The sequence below is a fragment of the Aeromonas sp. S8(2024) genome, assembly GCF_041403085.1.
Lineage (GTDB): Bacteria > Pseudomonadota > Gammaproteobacteria > Enterobacterales > Aeromonadaceae > Aeromonas > Aeromonas dhakensis.
The window spans coordinates 304,689-323,786 of the sequence record NZ_JBGLRF010000001.1 but is presented as its reverse complement, the minus strand read 5'-3'; the positions used below and the strand labels follow the sequence as shown (position 1 = coordinate 323,786).

Annotated in this window: 19 protein-coding genes and 1 pseudogene; 2 read left to right on the top strand and 18 right to left on the bottom strand. The window is 59.8% G+C overall.

Annotated elements, in window-relative coordinates:
• Window positions 1-5: 5 nt before the first annotated feature.
• From ACB031_RS01405 to ACB031_RS01390, 4 genes are all read right to left on the bottom strand, one after another.
• Entirely contained in the window at window positions 6-404 is a 399-nt protein-coding gene (locus tag ACB031_RS01405; protein WP_215269001.1) for a GFA family protein, read from the bottom strand.
• Between the two features lie 136 nt (window positions 405-540).
• Window positions 541-669, bottom strand: a complete 129-nt coding sequence (locus ACB031_RS01400; protein ID WP_215269000.1) for a glyoxalase — start codon at window positions 667-669, stop codon at window positions 541-543.
• A gap of 385 nt (window positions 670-1,054) precedes the next feature.
• The gene (locus tag ACB031_RS01395) at window positions 1,055-2,503 is read right to left on the bottom strand and encodes a chitinase (protein ID WP_215268999.1); all 1,449 of its coding nucleotides are present in this window, start codon (window positions 2,501-2,503) and stop codon (window positions 1,055-1,057) included.
• Between the two features lie 315 nt (window positions 2,504-2,818).
• Window positions 2,819-4,048: a methyltransferase gene (locus ACB031_RS01390; RefSeq protein ID WP_371138855.1), complete on the bottom strand. Its 1,230-nt coding sequence runs from the start codon at window positions 4,046-4,048 to the stop codon at window positions 2,819-2,821.
• 237 nt (window positions 4,049-4,285) lie between these two features.
• On the opposite strand from ACB031_RS01390, the gene ACB031_RS01385 reads away from it, so the two are divergent.
• Complete coding sequence (locus ACB031_RS01385) at window positions 4,286-4,864, top strand: alkylphosphonate utilization protein (protein ID WP_026142013.1); 579 nt, start codon at window positions 4,286-4,288, stop codon at window positions 4,862-4,864.
• A 401-nt stretch (window positions 4,865-5,265) separates the two neighbouring features.
• On the opposite strand, the gene ACB031_RS01380 is transcribed toward ACB031_RS01385, so the two are convergent.
• Window positions 5,266-6,153 carry a PhzF family phenazine biosynthesis protein gene (locus ACB031_RS01380; RefSeq protein ID WP_139397587.1) on the bottom strand — a complete coding sequence of 296 codons (888 nt, stop codon included), beginning with the start codon at window positions 6,151-6,153 and terminating at the stop codon, window positions 5,266-5,268.
• 199 nt (window positions 6,154-6,352) lie between these two features.
• On the opposite strand from ACB031_RS01380, the gene ACB031_RS01375 reads away from it, so the two are divergent.
• Window positions 6,353-6,556 carry a hypothetical protein gene (locus ACB031_RS01375; RefSeq protein ID WP_005300545.1) on the top strand — a complete coding sequence of 68 codons (204 nt, stop codon included), beginning with the start codon at window positions 6,353-6,355 and terminating at the stop codon, window positions 6,554-6,556.
• Between the two features lie 64 nt (window positions 6,557-6,620).
• Here the strand turns inward: ACB031_RS01375 and ACB031_RS01370 are convergent, their stop codons facing one another.
• The 13 genes and pseudogenes from ACB031_RS01370 to mukB form a co-directional block, all read right to left on the bottom strand.
• Window positions 6,621-7,451 carry a hypothetical protein gene (locus ACB031_RS01370; protein WP_139397584.1) on the bottom strand — a complete coding sequence of 277 codons (831 nt, stop codon included), beginning with the start codon at window positions 7,449-7,451 and terminating at the stop codon, window positions 6,621-6,623.
• A 98-nt stretch (window positions 7,452-7,549) separates the two neighbouring features.
• Complete coding sequence (locus ACB031_RS01365; RefSeq protein WP_017780155.1) at window positions 7,550-8,035, bottom strand: GNAT family N-acetyltransferase; 486 nt, start codon at window positions 8,033-8,035, stop codon at window positions 7,550-7,552.
• Window positions 8,036-8,100: 65 nt separating this feature from the next.
• On the bottom strand, window positions 8,101-8,712 hold the full coding sequence (locus ACB031_RS01360; RefSeq protein ID WP_017785287.1) for a DJ-1/PfpI family protein: 612 nt from the start codon (window positions 8,710-8,712) through the stop codon (window positions 8,101-8,103).
• Window positions 8,713-8,776: 64 nt separating this feature from the next.
• Window positions 8,777-9,277 carry a peptide deformylase gene (def, locus tag ACB031_RS01355; RefSeq protein ID WP_267996958.1) on the bottom strand — a complete coding sequence of 167 codons (501 nt, stop codon included), beginning with the start codon at window positions 9,275-9,277 and terminating at the stop codon, window positions 8,777-8,779.
• Between the two features lie 12 nt (window positions 9,278-9,289).
• Window positions 9,290-9,760 (bottom strand): GNAT family N-acetyltransferase, encoded by a 471-nt coding sequence (locus tag ACB031_RS01350; RefSeq protein WP_371138854.1) that lies wholly within the window; start codon window positions 9,758-9,760, stop codon window positions 9,290-9,292.
• A gap of 288 nt (window positions 9,761-10,048) precedes the next feature.
• A pseudogene (locus ACB031_RS01345) lies at window positions 10,049-10,360 on the bottom strand (putative quinol monooxygenase).
• Between the two features lie 253 nt (window positions 10,361-10,613).
• Window positions 10,614-11,099 (bottom strand): GNAT family N-acetyltransferase, encoded by a 486-nt coding sequence (locus ACB031_RS01340; RefSeq protein ID WP_017782927.1) that lies wholly within the window; start codon window positions 11,097-11,099, stop codon window positions 10,614-10,616.
• Between the two features lie 17 nt (window positions 11,100-11,116).
• Window positions 11,117-11,590 carry a cupin domain-containing protein gene (locus ACB031_RS01335; RefSeq protein ID WP_017780162.1) on the bottom strand — a complete coding sequence of 158 codons (474 nt, stop codon included), beginning with the start codon at window positions 11,588-11,590 and terminating at the stop codon, window positions 11,117-11,119.
• Between the two features lie 295 nt (window positions 11,591-11,885).
• A complete protein-coding gene (locus tag ACB031_RS01330) occupies window positions 11,886-12,692 on the bottom strand; it encodes a PhzF family phenazine biosynthesis protein (protein WP_017787996.1) in 807 nt (268 codons plus the stop codon).
• The gene (locus ACB031_RS01325) at window positions 12,682-13,335 is read right to left on the bottom strand and encodes a transcriptional regulator (RefSeq protein WP_017787995.1); all 654 of its coding nucleotides are present in this window, start codon (window positions 13,333-13,335) and stop codon (window positions 12,682-12,684) included. The genes ACB031_RS01330 and ACB031_RS01325 overlap by 11 nt, the downstream gene beginning before the upstream one ends.
• 13 nt (window positions 13,336-13,348) lie before the next feature.
• Window positions 13,349-13,714 (bottom strand): RidA family protein, encoded by a 366-nt coding sequence (locus ACB031_RS01320; protein ID WP_017787994.1) that lies wholly within the window; start codon window positions 13,712-13,714, stop codon window positions 13,349-13,351.
• Window positions 13,715-14,097: 383 nt separating this feature from the next.
• Window positions 14,098-14,499 (bottom strand): septal ring lytic transglycosylase RlpA family protein, encoded by a 402-nt coding sequence (locus tag ACB031_RS01315; protein WP_168967602.1) that lies wholly within the window; start codon window positions 14,497-14,499, stop codon window positions 14,098-14,100.
• 170 nt (window positions 14,500-14,669) lie between these two features.
• The gene (gene mukB / locus ACB031_RS01310; protein ID WP_371138853.1) at window positions 14,670-19,097 is read right to left on the bottom strand and encodes a chromosome partition protein MukB; all 4,428 of its coding nucleotides are present in this window, start codon (window positions 19,095-19,097) and stop codon (window positions 14,670-14,672) included.
• Window position 19,098: the final 1 nt, after the last annotated feature.

Below are 19,098 nucleotides of genomic sequence, written 5' to 3'. Positions count from 1 at the left end.
CACGCTCACGGCTTGGGCGCAAACTGCTCGAACACCTGCTGACCGGTCAGGGTAGGTGTCTCGTTTTTCAGCTCGTAAAAATCGGGCTTTTCATCGATGAAGATCTGGCTCACCAGCTGGAAAGATTCGTTTTGAAACAGACCGGCCGGCACTATGTATTCATCCGTCGGCAACAGGTGGTAGAAAAGGTGAGTACCGCAGGTGGGACAAAAGCCCCGCTCCGCCCACTCCGAGGAGCGATAGGCCACCGGGGTGAGCCCGCTAAAGTGCACCTCCTTGCCGCAGTGCACCGCAAACAGCGGGCCGCCCGACCAGCGCCGACAGGTGCTGCAGTGACACAACCCCACCTCCTGATGATCGCCGGCCAAGACCTCAATCCCGCCACACAGACAATGTCCCTTCATCACTCCTCCTTGCGCCTTGCTGTCGCTTGTCGTCGCAGACCTGACCACGCCATCGCGGCCACTGCCGGATCAGATGAGTACCATGTTGCGCCCTCGTCAGCCACCGTCCCCATCACAAAACCGGCTGCGAGATGACTCACGAGGCCAGCGGCCTGCGCTCCTGCAATGCAATCCGGCTGCCTTCCGGGTCCTGAAATTTGGCCGCCTTGATGTTCTCCCCGACCTCTGTCAGCGGGATTTCAACATGCACGGCAATATTGAACATGGGGTTTTAACTCTTATGTCCTCGCCCGATAAAATATCGACTGGGTGAGGCATGCCTGATGGATAAAACAAGGGCCAGTTCAATAAGGCAACACATCATCAATGCCCAGCTGAATAAAGTTCAGCTGACGGCCCCCCAAGATAAAAAACTGAGTCAGTCCGATATAGATGACTGACTTCCTGCATCAGCATAGGTGACTATCGGTTATTATCCCCCTCATCGGGCCCTCATATAAGTGATAAGGGCCGGAGTATCGCCCTTTCTTGCCAAATTAAATGCAAGCTCAATTTTTCCATGTCAAATATGAAACAAGGGGGACAATCTGTCCCCCTATTGGCTAAAAGATGTATCAATCGCCTCGCGAATTGATACTGGCCGCTTTTCTTTATTTCGCCGGCACCAACACCCAGGGATCCCCCTTGCCCGGTTCATTGCCCTGGGTCCACCACTTGGCCTGATAGATGGCCCCCTTGTAGCTCACCTGATTGCCCGCGGTATAGACCTTGCTGGCACTCCAGGCAGGTACATCGCCCACGGGGGGATCGGTCGGGTCAACCGGCGCAGGATCCAGCTTGGCCACCACCCGCACCTTGGGCCAGTTGGCGTGGGAACCGTAGAAGTTGGTCACACACTTCTCGTAATCTCCTGGCACCAGCGCCGAGTAGGCGGTCTGGAACCCCACCAGCTCACACTCGAACGAGTAGCCACCGGGCCGATCCGGGTAGTATTTCCAGTTGCCGTCCCAGTTGGTGTAGAGCACGTCGGTGGCGCCGTTGAGGTTGAGGCTGCCATAGGGAGTCTGCTGCCAGCAGGTGTTCTTCTCGTCGGCCTTGAGCGGGATCTCGTAATGCTTGGCCAGCCCTTCCCAGTAGCGGATGCGGTTGACCGGCTGACCCTTGTCCTTGTTCTGCTCGCCGCACTCGATGCCGCCGTTGATGACGTTGATGGTGGTGCCAAAGCCGTAGCCGATGCCGGCGGCGATCTCGCGCTGGGAGGGCACCCAGGTGCGGTCAATCACGTGCAACATGGCGGGCTTGGGCGCCTGCGGGGTCAGGAAGAACCAGATGGCGGAGGCGAGGTTGAGCCAGGAGTCCGCCACCAGCCCTGGGTTGTTCAGCAGCACGGACGCATCGCCGTCAAACATCGCCTCGGAGAAGGCGCCGTAGTTGAAGTGATAGGAGAGCTGCTTGGCGCCGCGACCGAAATAACCCTGCCCTGTGCTGCAGGGCCACTTCTTGTTCTGCCAGTCGTTCTGGCCGCAGCCGGTGGTGTAGCCGGTCTGCCCCTCCGACCAGCCCATCTCGCGCACGTGCACCAGCGCCTGCTGCCACTCCTCCAGTGCCAGCGGGTTGTCGGAGATATTCTCCTTGGCAATGTGGCCGCCGGTCTCCTGAGCGAAATGGGCAAAGGCGGTGATGATGGATTTTTTGCAGATGGCATCGGCATCGCGACCATCGGTATATTCGCCGCAAAAAGCCGGGAATTTACCGACCGCCCGCAAGAAACGCTCGTAGGTATATTCTGGCGCCGCCATCTGGGTTAAATAATCCCAATCCGATTCGGTGAATACCCGCTCGACCCGTTTGACGTTATCCGGATTGCTCGCTGCCCTCGGTTTGATGGCATCGACAATGGTATTGGAACGTGTCGCCAACGCCTTTGCCCAGATCCCGTACATGGGATTGGCCGTCTTGGCTTTTTCAACCGCCGCCAGATCCGGCGCGGAAATCACATATCCACCGGCATTTTGTGGATCGGGTTGAATATTCATGGCATGACTTGGCAATGCGCAGGCAGCCGCAACCAGCCAGGCACAATGTGTAGGCTTGAACATAACAGACAGTCCTTATGTCAGAATAACGTCGGGATAAGAGTCGCCTCGAGAGTAATATTATCAGCCACTAAATTCACGATGAGAATTAAGAATGTTGTCGGAACTGTGAGCCAATTCACTCTGTCGGTCGGCCGCCATAAGATGCATTGTGAACCGATGTTTTGACGCGGCGGCCGGATATATGAAAATAAACCGAAGAAAAATGAAAAAAGAGCGAAAAAGCCGCTCTTTCAACGAAACAAACGCCACAATCGGCGACCTCGAAGGGTAAACAGCAAGCCGCTGCAACAGACCCCACAACGACGGGCCCGCCGCTTATCTTTCTAGCGTGCGCACCGCGCGGATCAGGATATTGCGGGGGGTCATGGGTTTGTCGCAAAACTCCCCCACCTCCACCCGGTAGCCCTGCTCCTGCAGGAAGAGGGCGCGATCCAGCACCAGCCAGAGCTCCAGCGGACGGCGAAACAGGTGACGCACCAGCTCCATGCGGGCGACATCGCCATAACGCGCCTCCCCTTTTGCCAGAAACCCGGCGTAGTCGAGGCCGGCCGGCAACAACAGTCCCTTTCGCTCGGCCGCCCAGCCACAGAAATCCTCGAAGGTGCCGGTCAGCAGGCTCTTTTGCATGTTGGGCACCGGCAGATACTCATCTACCCCGCGCACCTGGCGCTGCAGGCAGTCAAAGGCCAGCCGCCAGGCCACCTCCTGCTCGCGCAGGCGAGCGATGCGGGCGCCGCCGGTGACCGTCTCCTGCAGCGGCAGCTTCAGATCGCTCTTGGCAAGCTGCAGCGCACTGGCCTTGGCCGGGCCGGAGAGCGGGCGGTAGTGGCTGGTGCGGATCAGGTGATAACAGCAGGGGGAGAGGGTCACCCCCTCGGCACCGCGCGCCGCCACCTGTTCAATCAGATGGGTGTGCAGCTCGCCGCAGGCGTGCAGCGCCATGGCGTGATGGGCCGGTGCAATCAGCTGGGCGGTCTCATCGGCGAAGGCATCTGCACAGACAAATGCCATCCGGGCACCGTCGCGGGCGGCCAGCAGGCGCCCCTCTTCGCACAGGGGCGCCTGCAGCTCCAGGCTCAGCACCTCGGCCTGACGGTGCAGGGAGACCAACCGCCCCAGGTGGCCCTTGCCTGCACACCACTCCAGATAGGGGCCGCGATGGGCGGGCAGGCAGGCAGTGAAGGCTTCAATCTGGGCCTGCTTGCGCCCCGGCATATACATCGCCATGGTCCGCTCGCACGGGATGGGCTCGCCCGTCAGGGTCGGCAACGCGCTCAGGGCATGCAACGCTGGGCCTTGCGGGATCCAGGGGGCCAGCAGCTCGCACAGGGCGGGCATGTCGCCATCGAGCCGCTCAATCTCGGCCAGCGACAGGGCATTGAGCCGCTCGGCCAGCACCGGCGCCGTCTTGGCAAAGGCGAGGTCCAGGTGGTGGTAGGGTTGATATTGCCACCAGTGCCGGGCTTCGCTCAGCAGTCGATCCAGTTGTTGAAAACGTTGAGCCAGCACGCGCACCCCTGTTCTGCCGTCAAAATGGAGGCTCATTCTAGCGATCCCGCGCCAAAAAGCACTCTCATCCATGCTGCGCCGGCATGGGTGTGCCACCATCACCGGGCTTCAGCACGGGCAAAGAGAGTCCCTTCGGTTAATCCCTCCGGTCCGCCATAGGCCTGCGGCGGGGCTTAGCCTGACAAAGAGCGGGGTTTTGTGGTATATTCCGCCCCTTCATTATCTTGGCCTGCCCAGCGCGGGCCATTTTACCAACGTGAATGGAACCAAAACATGACCATCAATGCCATCCTGCAAGCGCGCGCGGGCGCCAAGTGTGAACTGTGCGGTGCCGAGCAGGCGCTGACTGCCTTCGCGGTCCCCCACTCTCCGGCCAGCGATGATGATCACAACGTTGCCCTGTGCGACACCTGCCGTGGTCAGCTGGAGCAGCCAGAAACCACAGTGGTCAACCACTGGCGTTGCCTGGGTGACAGCATGTGGAGCCAGGTCCCTGCGGTACAGGTCATGGCGTGGCGCCAGCTGAAAAACCTCTCCGCCCAAGGCGAGGTGTGGGCCCAGGACATGCTGGACATGATGTACATGGAAGACGAGACCAAGGCCTGGGCCGAAGCCGGCCTGGCCAGCGACGATGACGACAGCGTACCGACCGTCGACTCCAACGGCGCCGTACTGGTCGAAGGTGACTCGGTGACCCTGATCAAGGATCTGGACGTCAAGGGGGCGGGTTTCACCGCCAAGCGCGGCACCCTGGTGAAGGGCATCCGCCTCACCAACAACCCGCTGCACATCGAAGGCAAGGTCAACGGCGTGCAGATCGTGCTGGTCGCCGCCTACCTGAAAAAGGCCTGATTGCCCTCATACACCGATACAAGAGCGCCCCGCGGGGCGCTTTTTTTATGGCCGCCGATTGCCCTGCCCCCCTGTTCAGGCTTCGTAGCGTCGCAGCACAAGGCCCTACGCCGGCATGCTGTCTGCCGTTATTTTGAGCGAAAGGTTGGTGTCATCAGCTACCCTGTGGCACTCTGGGGTTTCATGGACTGACCAACCCCGACACCTTGAGTGTCATTACCGCAAAAGGAGCATGCCAGATGGCCAAAGTCAGCAAGAAAGAGATCAAGAAGAAGATCGCCGCCCGCCTCGAGAAAATTGCCAAGCACGAGAGCAAGATCAAGAAGCTGAAGAAAGCCCTGAAATAAGGGCCGGCACAATAAGAAAACCGCCAGTTGGCGGTTTTTTTCATTGTCTGACGGTCACATCAGACGGGCCCGGCCAAATACCCGGATTGAACTGCCGGGCTCGGGGGGGATCTCGGCGTGCAGGTGCGATGCCATCCCCATCTCCTCCCCCTGCAAGAGATCGATGATGCCACCGTGGGGCCAGTGCAGGTCCCGCAGGTAACCGGCAAAGGCTGCGGTGGCCGCGCCGGTGGCGGGATCTTCATAGACGCCACCATAGGCAAAGGGGTTGCGGGTATGAAACAGCTGCTCGCGGGCGGCGTGAACCAGCAAGATGGTGACCAGCCCCTCTTGTTGCATCAGGGTGCGCCCCGCGGCCATCTCGTAGTGCATGGCCGCCAGGGCCGTGCGGCTGTTGAGGGCCAGCACCAGATGATCGGCGCCGCCATGGATAAGGGCCGGCGGAATGCGGGGATCCAGATCTGCCCGGGTATAACCAAACAGCGCCAGCGCGGCGCTCACCAGCGCGGCGGGGGCTGGCTTGCTGCTGGTGGGGGGCGATTGCAGCGCCGCCTGCCACTCCCCTTCCCCATCCAGCCAGCTCGAGACCGAAATGGTGGCCTGATTGAGCTGCAACCCATACTCACCGGGGCCAACCCGACGGCCCAGCGCCACCCCAAGGGCAATGGTGGCATGGCCGCAAAAAGGCACCTCGGCCAGTGGAGAGAAGTAACGCACTCGCCACTGCGGCGCCGCCGTCCTGGCCGGCCCATCGGCGATGGCGAGCGGCGCGGCAAAGGCCGTCTCCGAAAAACCCACCTCGGCGGCGATGCGCTGCATCTCCTCGGCAGCGGGCAGCTGAGCACCAAGCCAGACCCCAGCCGGATTGCCTCCCGCCTCCCCAGAAGAGAAGGCGGCAATACGCACCAACTCGGGTTTCCACTGTGCTGCTGGCTCTGTCATGACTTGCTCCTGACGATGGCTGATAACCCTGGCCTGCCGACTGTGCTTGCACATACCGCAGGCCGCTTTCCATAAGATAGCGAGCCCGCCGTGGCCGGTAAATTAAATGGTACACGGGTGCCGCTTGGGCGCCGCAGAGCCGGGCGGCAGCAACTACCTTTGAGGCGTGTCTGTATAAGGTCCTGCAGTGGAGCACCCTATGTATTCTTACACCCTCACCTTCAAGGAGGAGGTCGACAAGTTGACAGCCCCCGAACATGAGATCAGCCTGCACAGCCCCGCCCAGGCCGGTGATTTCATCATCCTCTCCGATGGCAGCCGCCATCAGGTGATGTTCGTCACCCATCGCGCCCACTACAGCAGCCTCTACCTCGACAAGGGGGTCAGGATGCCGCAGGGCTAATACCGTCAGCCCATTGAAGATGACCACCGCACAGGGCCGGGCTGCGCGTTGAACGCTCGGAATCTCAGAGCGCCTTGATCACCGGCTGGTGCATGATGGCGATCTCGTTCTGATAGACCACCAGCTCACCCGGCGGCATGCCCTGCTCACCCAAAACGGTCACGGCACACTCATAGCGGTAAGGGCCGCTGGTGAATTGAAAGGTGTGGTTGCCTCCCGAGCCCTCCATCCTGACGGTCCCATTTTTCAGCACCAGATCCGGCTTGTCGCTGAGTGCCTTGCCCTTGGCCCAGGAGGCGTAGCGATAGCGGCCATCCCCCAGCTCGTCGATGCGGATGGTAAATTTCTCGGTCTGCCACATCAACTCGGGGCGTTTGTACTCCCGCAGGCCGGGATAAAGGTCGCTTTTCTGTTTGGCGACAAGCTCAGCTTTGCGTTTTGCTGCCTGCGCCGTCTGATGATTGATGCCGATCACCTTGCCATCGAAATCCAGCCACACCTCGCCACTGCCAAGCATGATGCCGCGCCAGCCCATGGCCTGCCAATCCTGCCCGGCCCGGGAGCTGGCGATGCGCTTTAAAATGACCTCATCAAACACCTCGTCGAAACGGGCCAGCATCTCGGCCGGGCTCTTGATGGCGGGGATGGGATACTCCCGCTTGAAGGGATACTTGATCTGGCGGGCCAGCGCCTGCTGATCACGCACCTTGGCGGCATCGATCACCTTTTGTACCAAGGGCTGATACTCGGCGCCGAGCAGCGGCTCCTCGGCGTGGGCCGGCATCATAGCCAGCAGCCAGCCCAGCAGCGACACCAGCACCAGACTCCCCCAGCGAAGCGCCATCTTTCCCGGCGCTTTGCCTTTCCCACCAACAGCCCACTGCACCTTGTTCATCTCATCTCCTTCAGTGGCTTGCAGCCTGCCCTGTTCATATCGTCATTCAGGGCGCGGATGTGCTCCCACCGTCTTCGGCTCAGATCGCTTGCCCAGTTTCAAGCCGGGTCCGGCAACCGGTATTCATAAAAATCTGTCTCGGCATGCTTGGGGTTTGGCCCAAGATAGTGCCACCCGCAGCGTCGATAGAAACGCAGCGCACGCAGGTTGAGGCGGCTGACCGACAGCACTGCCCGCCGGCAACCGGCCTGCTGCATTGTGTGGGCAACGTGTTGGAGCAGCAATGCGGCCAGGCCCTGTCCGCGCGCCTGCGGCGTCAAATAGATCAGGTGAACGTAGCCGCTATCCGGCTCGGATGAAGAGGTACGAAATTCCAGCTGCCCTACTATTTCGCCACCGCGCCATACATGCAGATAATGCCACTCCCGGCTGGTCAGCCTCGTCGTCATCCGTTCCCGATAGCCCGCCAGGAACGCGTCAAATCCGTCGTCGCGATGGAAGCTGCACACATAGGCGTCCCGGCGCGCTGCCACACAAAAATCGTAGTCACGGGCCAAATTGACCCTGTTGAACGCGAGGTTCATTCACCATCCTTGTCATAGCGCTTGCTTATCATGGTCTGAACCGAGCTCAGGAGCATTGGATGACATCAGTCAAATGCATTCTCAGCATCTCTGATGGTGGAAGATATCAGTTTTTCGAAGATTTCCATTTGTCCGGCAGGAATAAGTTGAGACTGGATCAACCTGCGCTTCTCCGGACCAAAACACCGTTCGGCCACCCAGCCAATCAAATAAACCAAGGAGAGGCAGCCGCCTGCCGTTGCAATATTTCCTTGCACTACCAGGGGAGAGTCTTGAACATCTCCCCCCATCTCCAGCAACCGGGCTTTGGCTGCAGGGTTGGTTGTCAATTTCTTTCCCTTCAGCAAACCCAGTTCATGCAATATGAATGAACCTGCGCATATTGAGCCAATCAGCTGCCGCTGCGGCTCCAGTCGCAACGCGGACATGAACTCATGGTCCTGCAGCGCGGCAGGGATGCCACGCTGCCCGCTGGTGATCAGCACCACATCCTGATCACGGGCTTCCGTCACATTTCCATCCGTCTTTACGTTGATACCCAGTGCAGAGCCATGCTCCGGTTTGGTTCCCAGTATCTTCACCGACCAGCTATCTTTGCTTCTCCCAAGCAGGTCATACATCAAGAAAAAATCCACATCGGTGAAATCATCAAATAAAACAATACCAACCTTGTACATGGTTACCCCGTCATCCTGTGCAGATAATCAAATGGTTATGTAACGTGCCGCATGAAATATCGCGTCATGTCACCTTGAGGTGCTTTTTTACCTTCTTCAACGCCATAGTGCGCTTGAGCGGCGAGAGATAATCGATAAACAGATTTCCCTGCAGATGATCGATCTCATGCTGCAACACGATGGCCAGGAAATCGCTGCTCTTCAGGGTGATAGGCGAACCATGACGATCCAGCGCCGACACCACCACTGTGCTGTAACGTTCGACGTCGGCGTAATAATCGGGAACGGACAGACACCCCTCTTGCCCAAGCGCTGGGTCAGTGCCGCTTATCACTTGCGGATTGATCAATACCAGCGGCTGATCCCGTTTTTCCGACAGGTCGATGATGACGATGGCCTCCTTGCGCCCCACTTGCGTGGCGGCGAGACCAATACCATTGTCGGTGGCATAGAGGGTCTCCAGCATGTCATCGATCAGGCCTTGCACGGCCGCAATATCCTCAACCCGCTCGGCCTTGACTCTCAACCTGGGGTCGGGAACCGTTAAAATATCCAGCCTTGCCATCAATACGCTCCCTCAACCATGGGCACCCCATGACTCTTCCCTCGTCACCGGTCGGGACAAGGAGACGAACGCCGGCTCCTCCGCCACCACCTGATAACCGAGGCGCCGATAAAACCGCAGCGCCCCCTGATTGGCGGTAAAACTCGACAGGGTCACCCGGAGTCTCCCCTCACATGCCGCTTCCCGTTGCAGCTGCGCCATGACGGCAGAACCAAGCTGCCGGCCCTGATGGCGAGGGAAGATGATCAGCAGATGGACGTGCAGCGCATCCTCGTATGGCTTGCAGCAGAGCAGGCCGACTCGCTCGCCCTCTACCAGGATCCACGAAAACCAGTGCGGCTCATATTCGCTGGTCAACCGCTCACGCTGCATCTCGTCATCCCAGCCAAACACAGCCTCGACATAGGGAAAGATCCCCTCTTTGACGGCCGCAAAGCGCTGTTCACACTCACTTGGCGGGCTCCCTGCCAGTGTTATCTCCATTTCATCCCTCTGATCTGTTCGGCGCCATGACGACCAATGCCCCCATCACAGCCCCCGCGATGGTGACGATGCTGCGGGGTTTGGCCCCAATATTGATTTTCATTTGGGTATCTTACTAAACAATCTGGAGATGAAAAGGTTGCAGGTACAAACAGGTGGCATAAGTGTGATGAGACGTCCCTCGTCGGAGGATGCAGGAAAACAAATCAAGGGGAAGATGACGGGGGATAGCGTCCGGTGCGGCACCGGGCATGGGAAGAAATCGGGCCAACCTTGGGCCCGATGGGTTTAAGGGAGGCTCACCTCCTCCATAAAAATCAGCCGCAGCGGCTCTGCCAGCAGAACCTCGGCCTGGACGGCAAAGGCCTAGAAATAGTCCGTCTGGCAGTGACTATCCAGCGCGGCCTGATCGACGAACGCTTCGCGCATATAGAAGGTGCCCGGCTCCTCCTGCAATTCAAACAACACGTAATCCAGGTTGCCCAGCTCGCGCCGCGTCGGCGCAATGAGCTTGAGCAGCTCGCGGCGCAGTTGCTCTCTCATGCCGGTGCGAGCCTTCAGCACGGCGATAGACACCAGTTTGTCTGTCTCTTTTTTCATCCATCCTTCTCCGTTTTACATCGTCAACACACTAGAGAGTGCAGCCTGGACAGCTATTTATAGTGCCGGATGCACCCCCATCAGAAGTTGCCCAGTGTAGGCAGGACGGTGGGGGCCATATAGGGGGGCAGAATGAACACTGTGTTCACCACGCCGTGCACAGAGGAACAAACGAGCGGGAGGGATCATTGCGCAAAGGGTGTCAACGTTACCCGCCAGGAGGCGGCACGGCTTGCAACCCCCTGGCTAAGGGCTAAGGGTCTGCAGACCAGGATTCAACATCAAGGCAATAGGTGGTGAAAGGGTGTTCGCCCTGGCGTGTTTTCCTCACCCAGATGGCCCGTCTGGCGAGGGAGCGGTAAGGCGGGCGGGTATCCAGCAGGTGAAAGAGGATCGTCCGATGGCCAAGCTCCCTCGCCCACCCCATCATCTCGTTGAAAATCGCCACGCCGCTTCCCCAGCCGGCCCTGGCGAGCACAATGGCAAGCTCCACCCCCTCGTCATCGGGCTGGATGCCGCACCACCCCACCAGGGTGCCGTCGAGGAAGATGGCACGCACGCGGCAGCCTGGCCGGGCGTCGACTCCCAGCTTGTACGCCATCCAGTCGCACACCCCGGCCACATCGAAAAGCGGGTGAGGGATCAGGTGCTTTCGCAGCGTCTCGTCGTTGAGCAGCGGCAGAAAATCCTCTGCCCTGACAGCAGAAAAGGGGCTGAACACCATGGAAGTCTCTCTCATTGCGCGAATAGGCGCCCCTAGTAGGGGCGGCCATCCTTGTGTCTGGCTGACCAAGCGCCATCGGCACCCTGTACCAGGGCCAGATCGTCATCGGGATAGTCGACTGTGTCCCCTGGCAGCCTGTCCCCCACCTCGAGATAGACGGCGTCCACTTCACCGTGGTTGAGCAACTGGTGGGCCAGGCCGCTGCCGCCCTTGAAGCCGATGCACTCCCCCGGCGACATCCGGTACTCCTCCTCCCCGTGGCGCAGGGTGGGATTGCCCGAGAGCACATAGACGAACTCGTCCTGCAGGCCGTGATGGTGCTTGAGCGCCGAGATGGCCCCCGGTGCCAGGGTCGTCAGATTGACCCCGAAATTGGCGAGGCCGAAATGATCCCCCAGCCTGCGCCGGGTGCGGTGCTTGACCAGGGAGGCAAAGGGCTCCGGATAAAGGGACTTTGCCTTGTGCTCGGGGATGGCCGCTGCCTGAATGGCGCGCTTGTCAGTCATGTTCTGATCCTCCCTGTGAATGACGTCTCTCTTTATAGCCTGCTCCTTAGCGGCAAAACATCAGCAGGGTGTTGAAGGAGTGTCTCGCACACCATGCCAAGAGAGAAGTCGACGATGTCGGGGCCCGGAGAAAGAGCTCCACAAGGGCAAAGGGGGAATCTTGCCGGGAACGCAGAGCGTGATGCCCCTCTATCATCTGGCCTATCTCGTCGACCCACTCCCTCTTGCACCGCGCCAGCAGATAGCGCTCGTCATCCGCCTCCGATAGGGCAAGGTAATAAGGCGTTTGGAACCACTACAGCAGGAAGAAGCCTTCGATCGTCATGCGAGCCTCACCATACAACTCCACGCGACCGTCATCCCGTACCAGACAACGCAATGTGCCCTTGCGCGCCCCCCCTTGCTGGGCAATTAGCTCTTTCTTTCCTGTTCGTGCTGCCCAGAACGGCGCCAAGAAGGTATGCGCAGAGCCGGTCACCGGATCTTCGTTGACGCCAACCTGAGGGCCAAACCAGCGAGAGACAAAATCGAAGCGTTCATCGGCCGCCGTCACAATGACACCGCGGGTATCAAACTGCACCAGCGTATTGAAATCCGGGGCCAGTCTGTCGATGATCTGCCTGTCATCCACCAGCACGATCAGATCATCAGATTGCCATACCCCAACGATCCCTTCTTCTATACCGAGTGAAGCCAACAATCCCGATGGAGGCGTTATCTGAGTCACCGCCTTGGCAGGAAAGTCCATGCAGTATTCATGGCCTGAGCGGGTCACGGTAAGAAGTCCGCTGCGGGTGTGAAAATGAATGCGCTCACCAGCATGGTCCAGCTTGTTAAAAAGCACCCAGGCCGCGGCCAGAGTCGCATGCCCACACAAATCGACTTCGACCCCCGGTGTAAACCAGCGCAAGTGATAACCATCCTCTGCCGGGATAAAGAAAGCAGTCTCGGACAAATTGTTTTCAATGGCGATTGCCTGGAGCACTTCATCATCCAGCCACGTCTCAAGAGGACATACCCCGGCCGGATTACCGCCAAAAGGCTGAGAGGTAAACGCATCCACTTGATAGAAGGGGATCTTTATCGAGCTACTACTCTTCATCGCATTTCTCCAGGTAGTTGTAAATCGTGTATCGCGTCACCCCCAACATTCTGGCGACATGGTTGACACTACCTTTTATCTTGAAAAACCCCATGCCATGAATGTCTGATACGACGCGCCTTCTGAAGTCAATCTTGTTCTCTGAGCCTGTCTGCCGATATCTCTGCAACACATCATCCAACGTCTGGATGGATATATTGCTCGTCCTGCCACCCAGCCCTTCTTCCATGCCGGCTGGCAGGAAAAGATAATCCAGATCGCGCTTCAATTGATTGACAGTTTCCATGTCGACATTGATGCAAAATGCCACCAATGGAGTGCCACCCTCGCCGTAATAGATTGTCGATGCGCTATTCAAGCGCTTCCCGGAAGCCGTCTTGGAAACATAACCGCTGAATGTGCGGTGCCTGATATCGGATGAGGCCTCGAGCAGCCCCAAAAAGCCCATGTCATCATCCGGTCCGGATAACAGCGCATCCCCTTTCTTGCGGCCACTTACATGCCCATTGACGATGGCGATGATGGACGCCTCGGGTCTGGTCAGATCATGTAATACCGCTTCGGTATTGGCGGGAATAGTGGTTCTAAGGGTGTCAAGGGATGCCGTCAAGGCAGTGATCAGACTGCCATGTTTCATGTCCATGTGAATTCTCTCTCTATGAAGCGGTCGCCTGGACTTCAACTTCCACATCCAGCCCAAATGCCAGCGCGCTGCTAGTCACCGAGCGAGCCGGGAAGCCATTTGAAAACCAAGTGCGATACTCAGCGTTGAATTCGGCAAAGTGTTTCATGTCACTCAGCCACACTTGCACCCTGACGACCTGATCTAGGCTCACGCCCGCCCGTGTCAGCGTCCCGTCTATCGACTGCATAATCCGCCGGGTTTGCTCCGCAACCGAACCATACAGCGGCTCACCACTGGCAGTCATCGAAACCTGGCCAGAGAGGAAGACAAAACCGTTCGCCTTCACTGCATCGGCAAAGGGAAAAGGCTTGTCGGTGGCATATCGTTCAATGGTCATGACGCTCTCACTCCCTCATAAATGTTACTGCGCCTAAGATAGCATCAGGCCTCCCTTTTTTTAAACTTTTTTTGCAAATTCAACAAAAAACAGCAAAATGAATTAAATATCAATATTTTGAGATTGTTGTCATCGTTTGTCGGAACAATATGCGAGGCAGGGTTAGGGTGAGACAGTCTTGAGATAAGGAGAAATGAATGTAAAGGGACAGGGGATATGGCTGAAGCATTACGAGAGTGAGCTGGGCTGGCGGGCTGTAGAACCTCCCGTCACAGTGATGGGGGCAGATTAGGCCGGCCATCTGGCGGGCTTAATCAAACCCGTCCCTGATGGAGCAGTCAGTACCATATGGATTTATGGCACTCCCCTTTTCAGATCGCTGGCTAATTCACTACCTCGACCCTGACCTTGATAAGCCCGGCGCGGGGATTGCCGATGGCGCTGAAGGCCGCTTTGGAAAGGTCGATGATGCGCCCGCGCGGGAAATTACCCCTGTCGTTGACCCTGACCACCACGCTCTTGCCGTTGGCGAGGTTGGTGACCCGCACCATGGCGCCGAAGGGCAACTCCATGTGAGCGGCGGTGTTGGCATGGCGCTGGTAAGGCTCGCCGCTGGCGGTGCGCTTGTTGTGGTAGCGATCGGCGTAGTAGGAGGCAAGCCCCGTCTCGCTATAGCCGCGCCAGCTACCGCCGTGGCTCTCGTCATAGCGACTGCTGCAGGCGGCCAGCAGCACGGTGAGCGACAGCAGCAGCCCCTTTCGCAAAAATTGCCCCTTTTCAACCATGTGCCTTGTCCTTGCTCCCCTGCGGGGTTGTCGTGCCAATGAAGCGGTAGTGGGCGTGAGCAAACCGGCGTGGTGCCGGCCTGCCATGGCCGCGCCGCTACTTTGCCATAGTTTCCAAACAAAACGGGAGGCCAAGCCTCCCGTTTTCATACCTCGTCCGTCAGCCTCTGTCAGGCGATGAGCTTGTCATCGGCGAAGCCAAAGCCGCGCAGACCCACCACATGCACGTGTTCGTGCTTGCCCTGCACCTTGCGGATGAGCTTGTAGGTGGTGCCCTTCTCCGGGCTGATGTTCTCGGGCGCGGCGATAAGCAGCTGCATGTCCTGCCGCTCGCACAGCTCGAACAGGGTGGCGATGGATTTGCCATCAAGCCGCGCCGCTTCGTCGAGGAACAGCAGGCGGCAGGGGGCGATGTCCTTGCCGCGCAGACGGCGGGACTCCTCCTCCCAGCTGATCAGCACCATCAAGAGGATGGCCTGACCGGTCCCGATCGCCTCGCCGGTGGAGAGCGCGCCGCTCTCGGCCCGCAGCCAGCCATCGGCACCGCGCTGCACCTCGATCTCCAACTCCAGGTAGTTGCGATAGTCGAGCAGCACGTCGCCCATCACCTGATAGCTGCGATCCCCCTGCTCCACTTGCGGGTTGAGGCGCTGGAACAGCTTGGCCATCGCCTCGGAGAAGCTGAGCTCCTTGTCGGCGAACAGATCGTTGTGCAGGGCGGTCTGATCGGCCAACGCCGTCAGCAGACGGGTGTGGGCCTCGCGGATATTGACGTTGAGGCGCACCCCTCGCACCAGACCGAAGGCGATGTTCTGCAAGCCCTGGTTGAGCACCCGGATGCGGTTCTGCTCGCGGCGAATGATGTTGGTGATCTTGGCCGCCACCTCGTGGGAGGAGAGCGACAGATGGGTTTCCCGCTGCTTGAGCTCGTCAGCGAGACGCGCCAGCTCGATCTCCATCTCCTCGATCGCCTCGACCGGGTCATCGGAGCGGATGATGTCGTTGCGAATGCGATCTTTAAGGTAACGGTAGACCTGCACGTAGAAGGCCACCTTCTGCTCGGTGCTGCGGTTGCCCTCCGACAGTCGCAGCGCATCGCGCAGAGCTTCGTCGTGGGCCACCGCCACCCTCAGGGCGCCAAGGGCCTTGTCCGACATGGAACGCAGCTCGTCGCTGTCGAGGTACGCCAGTTCACGCTTGTTGAGGCGCTTCTCGACGTCGGTCTCCCGCGCCAACCGCACCACCCGCGACCAGCTCGCCTTGTGACCCACCAGGGATTTACGGGCGCTGTAGTAATCCTTGCCTTCCAGCTTGAGACGACCGCCCAAGGATTCGATCTCCCGCTTGGTTACCTGCAGCTGGGCCTCGGCGCTGGTGCGACGGGAACGGGTGCGGATCAGCAGCTCTTCAATCTCTTTCTTGTGGGCGCGCGCCTTCTCTTCCATATCGTCAGAGAGCGTCAGGCCCATGGCCGCCAGCTCCTGCTCGAACTCGGTCAGGGTCTGGCGCTTGGCCTCAACACTGGAGTTGAGGGCTGTACGCAGCTGCAGCGCCTCGGTATGGCGCTGGGCAATCTGCTTGTGCTGCTCACCGGCGGTGCGGGCGGCAAGCTCGGCAGCTTTCAGCTTCTCTTTGAGTCGCTCGCTCATCTCGGAGGCCTTGCCCAGCAGGTCTTGCGCATCCTGATAGGCAAAGTGCGGCAGGCGGGCCACCAGCTGATCGAGGGCGTAGCAACGGCGCTTCTGCTCGGCCAGCAATTCGTTGGCTTCGTCAAACGCCGCCTGTAGGGCAGAGAGATCCTGCGGATCCTGACGCAGCACCTGCACCATGGTTTCCAGCTTCTCGAGCGACTTGCCGTGCTTGGCGATAAAGGCTTCGGCCTGTTTCAACGCTTCCACATCGGCGTGAGCCGCCTCGAGGCGGGCAGCCAGCTCTGTCTCGGCAAACAGGTGGGCAAAGGGCAGCATCCCCTGCACCAGCTGGATATGGCGGGTCAGCTGGGCGGCGGCCGCTTTGGCCTCGGTCAGCTGCTTGTTGCACTCGGCGATGGTCTCTTGCAGCTTGCGCTGCTCGGCCTGTTTGGCCTGCACTTCCGCTTCCGGGTCGGGGCGGAAGGCGATATCCAGATGCTGGCCGATAAAGTCGCGGAAGTGACCGTAGAGGCGGTGGTACTTCTGCTGCTCGAAGGCGGCCTTGGCGTAGCCCTCGATCAGCTCTTCGCGCTCAAGGTCGAGCTGCTCGATCCGCTTTTCCCGGGCGGCGCGGCCAAACAGCGGCAGCTCGGGGTAGCGGGAGAAGCGCACCTGACGCTTGCTGGTGCGCACCAGCACGGCGTCACCCAGCTCGTCGGCCTCCACCAGATCCTCGTCAAAGGAGTCGGGGTTGCCCTGGATGAGATAGATATCTTCCGGGCAATCTTCCAGCTTTTTCAGCCGCTCGATGGCGCCTTCGAGATCGAGCACCACCAGAGCGCTGCGAGCCGGGCCATAGAGTGCGGAGTAGTAAGGGGCATCGTCGATGGAGATGTCGTCGTAGACATCGGAGAGCAGCACGCCCCCCACCTGCTCGGCAATGCGGGCAAGGCGCGGATCTGCCTCGCCAGCCCCCAGCTGCAGGTTGCGAATTTGCAGCTCCAGCGCCTGTTTCTGCGCCGCGATGCGGTTGCTCTCCTGCTCGAACTCGCGCTCCTTGTCGAGCACGCTCTGCATGCCGGAAGAAAGTTCTTCGGCGGTGGCCAAGGCTAAGCCACTCTGCTCGCGCAGCTGCTCGAGCTTTTCGAAGGATTTCAGCCAGCGCGGGGCCAGCTTGGTCAGCTCCGCGATATCGCGGCCAAGCTGGGCGCCCTGATGCTCGAGGCTGGCACGGCGCTGATTGACCTCGGCCTGCTGCTCGGCCAGCTCCTCCTGACGGGTACGCTGGGCCTCAAGAAACAACTCCAGCTCGTCTTGGCTGGCGATCAGCTGACCGGAGGCCTGCTGCAGCTCGTCACGCAAGCGCAGCAGCGCCTGCTGGCTTTCGCTCTCTTTCTCGAGGCGAGCCAGCGCGGCGCGCAGCCCCTGCCCCTGGGCGATGCGGGCCTTGTCTTCGATATGACGCTTGAGCAGCGCCTGGGCGGTAGGCCAGGCGGCCTCGCGCGCAGTCTCGGGGGCAATGTTCAAAAGCAGCGCCAGCGCCGCTTCGTGCTCGGCCACCGCCGCCTTGGCCAGCGCCAGCTGTTGCTCGGCTCCCAGCACCCGGCGGGTGAGGCTCTGCTCGGCGGTGCGGAACTGGTGCAGGGTGTCGCTCGCCTGTTCGGCGGTCAGCCCCGGCAGCTCGCACTGCTCGCGGGCGTTTTCCAGGGCCTGCACCGCCTGACGGTACTGGATGGCGCGAGTCTGCTGGATATCCAGCGCCTGCTGGTAGTCGGCCAGCTGGGTCTTGAGGCTGTCTACTTCTGCCTGGGCCAGCTCCTTGCGCTCTTCCACCTCCAGCAACTGGCCGTGGATCTCTTCCACCACCGCCTGTTGCTGTTCGAGTTTGTCAGAGAGATCCGCCAGATCGGCGCGATACATCTCGATCTTCTTTTGCAGCGCCACGGCGGCCAGCACCTTGGCCAGGTGCTCGGCGGCGGACTCCAGCTCGTCGGTCAGCAACTTCTCGCGGTTGGTGAGCTGTTCTACCTCGTCGGCCAGATAGATAGCACGCTGCTTCTCTTCGGCCAGCAGGCGACGCTTGCCGGCAAGCTCCTGACGGGCCTTGAGGGCCAGCTCGGAGAGGCGGTTCTTCTCGGCGGCGTTGCGCACATAATCCGCCGCCACATAGTGGGTGGTCTCGGTAATGAGGTTCTTGAACAGATCCCGCTGACCCTGGGTCTCCTTGATCGCCTCCAGAGTGCGGCGGTTTTCATAGATGGCCGCCTCCATGTCCTGGAACGCCTTGCGCACCCCGGAGTTTTCCGGCAGCAGGTATTCGCGCAAGGAGCGGCTGATGGAAGACGAAATACCACCGTAGAGGGAGGCCTCGATCAGACGGTAGAACTTGCCGCGATCTTTTTGATCACGCAGCTTCTTCGGGGTGATGCCGAACTCGAACATGAAGTTGTGATAGTCGGTCACCGTATTGAACTTGGCGACCTTGATGGCGCCAAGCTCCGCCGCCGCCCCTTTCAGATCGGCGAAGGCACGTACCCGGCCCTTGCCGTCGTCGAGCTTCTCCAGCAACAGATCGGTGGGCGCCAGATTGTCCGGCACATCCACCAGGGCAAACGGGGTGATGTTGACCTTGTTGTCACGGTTGGCCACCTGCTCCAGGTGCACGCCGACCCAGATCCGCTGCTCACGGCTGTTCATCACCTCCAGCAGCGAATAGCAGTGGCCGCGCTGCAGCTTGCCGTAGAGCCCCTTGTCACGGGAGGCGCTGCTGGAACCTGCTTCCGTGGTGTTGCGGAAGTGGAGCAGGGACTGGTCGGGGATGAGGGCCGCGATAAAGGCCGCCATGGTGGTGGACTTGCCCGCACCGTTGCCGCCGGAGAGGGTGGTGACCAGCTGATCGAGATCGAAGGTACGGGCGAAGAAGCCGTTCCAGTTGACCATGGTCAGGGATTTGAACTTGCCTCGCACC

Bases quoted from the DNA above. Each gene is read 5' to 3' on its own strand.
- ACB031_RS01315 (WP_168967602.1), bottom strand. From the start codon at position 14,499: ATGGTTGAAAAGGGGCAATTTTTGCGAAAGGGGCTGCTGCTGTCGCTC.
- ACB031_RS01330 (WP_017787996.1), bottom strand. From the start codon at position 12,692: ATGAAGAGTAGTAGCTCGATAAAGATCCCCTTCTATCAAGTGGATGCG.
- ACB031_RS01365 (WP_017780155.1), bottom strand. From the start codon at position 8,035: ATGAACCTCGCGTTCAACAGGGTCAATTTGGCCCGTGACTACGATTTT.
- ACB031_RS01405 (WP_215269001.1), bottom strand. From the start codon at position 404: ATGAAGGGACATTGTCTGTGTGGCGGGATTGAGGTCTTGGCCGGCGAT.
- def (WP_267996958.1), bottom strand. From the start codon at position 9,277: ATGGCAAGGCTGGATATTTTAACGGTTCCCGACCCCAGGTTGAGAGTC.
- ACB031_RS01335 (WP_017780162.1), bottom strand. From the start codon at position 11,590: ATGACTGACAAGCGCGCCATTCAGGCAGCGGCCATCCCCGAGCACAAG.
- ACB031_RS01360 (WP_017785287.1), bottom strand. From the start codon at position 8,712: ATGTACAAGGTTGGTATTGTTTTATTTGATGATTTCACCGATGTGGAT.
- ACB031_RS01320 (WP_017787994.1), bottom strand. From the start codon at position 13,714: ATGACCATTGAACGATATGCCACCGACAAGCCTTTTCCCTTTGCCGAT.
- ACB031_RS01340 (WP_017782927.1), bottom strand. From the start codon at position 11,099: ATGAGAGAGACTTCCATGGTGTTCAGCCCCTTTTCTGCTGTCAGGGCA.
- ACB031_RS01325 (WP_017787995.1), bottom strand. From the start codon at position 13,335: ATGGACATGAAACATGGCAGTCTGATCACTGCCTTGACGGCATCCCTT.
- ACB031_RS01400 (WP_215269000.1), bottom strand. From the start codon at position 669: ATGTTCAATATTGCCGTGCATGTTGAAATCCCGCTGACAGAGGTCGGG.
- ACB031_RS01350 (WP_371138854.1), bottom strand. From the start codon at position 9,760: ATGGAGATAACACTGGCAGGGAGCCCGCCAAGTGAGTGTGAACAGCGC.
- ACB031_RS01390 (WP_371138855.1), bottom strand. From the start codon at position 4,048: ATGAGCCTCCATTTTGACGGCAGAACAGGGGTGCGCGTGCTGGCTCAA.
- ACB031_RS01370 (WP_139397584.1), bottom strand. From the start codon at position 7,451: ATGAACAAGGTGCAGTGGGCTGTTGGTGGGAAAGGCAAAGCGCCGGGA.
- ACB031_RS01385 (WP_026142013.1), top strand. From the start codon at position 4,286: ATGACCATCAATGCCATCCTGCAAGCGCGCGCGGGCGCCAAGTGTGAA.
- ACB031_RS01380 (WP_139397587.1), bottom strand. From the start codon at position 6,153: ATGACAGAGCCAGCAGCACAGTGGAAACCCGAGTTGGTGCGTATTGCC.
- ACB031_RS01395 (WP_215268999.1), bottom strand. From the start codon at position 2,503: ATGTTCAAGCCTACACATTGTGCCTGGCTGGTTGCGGCTGCCTGCGCA.
- ACB031_RS01375 (WP_005300545.1), top strand. From the start codon at position 6,353: ATGTATTCTTACACCCTCACCTTCAAGGAGGAGGTCGACAAGTTGACA.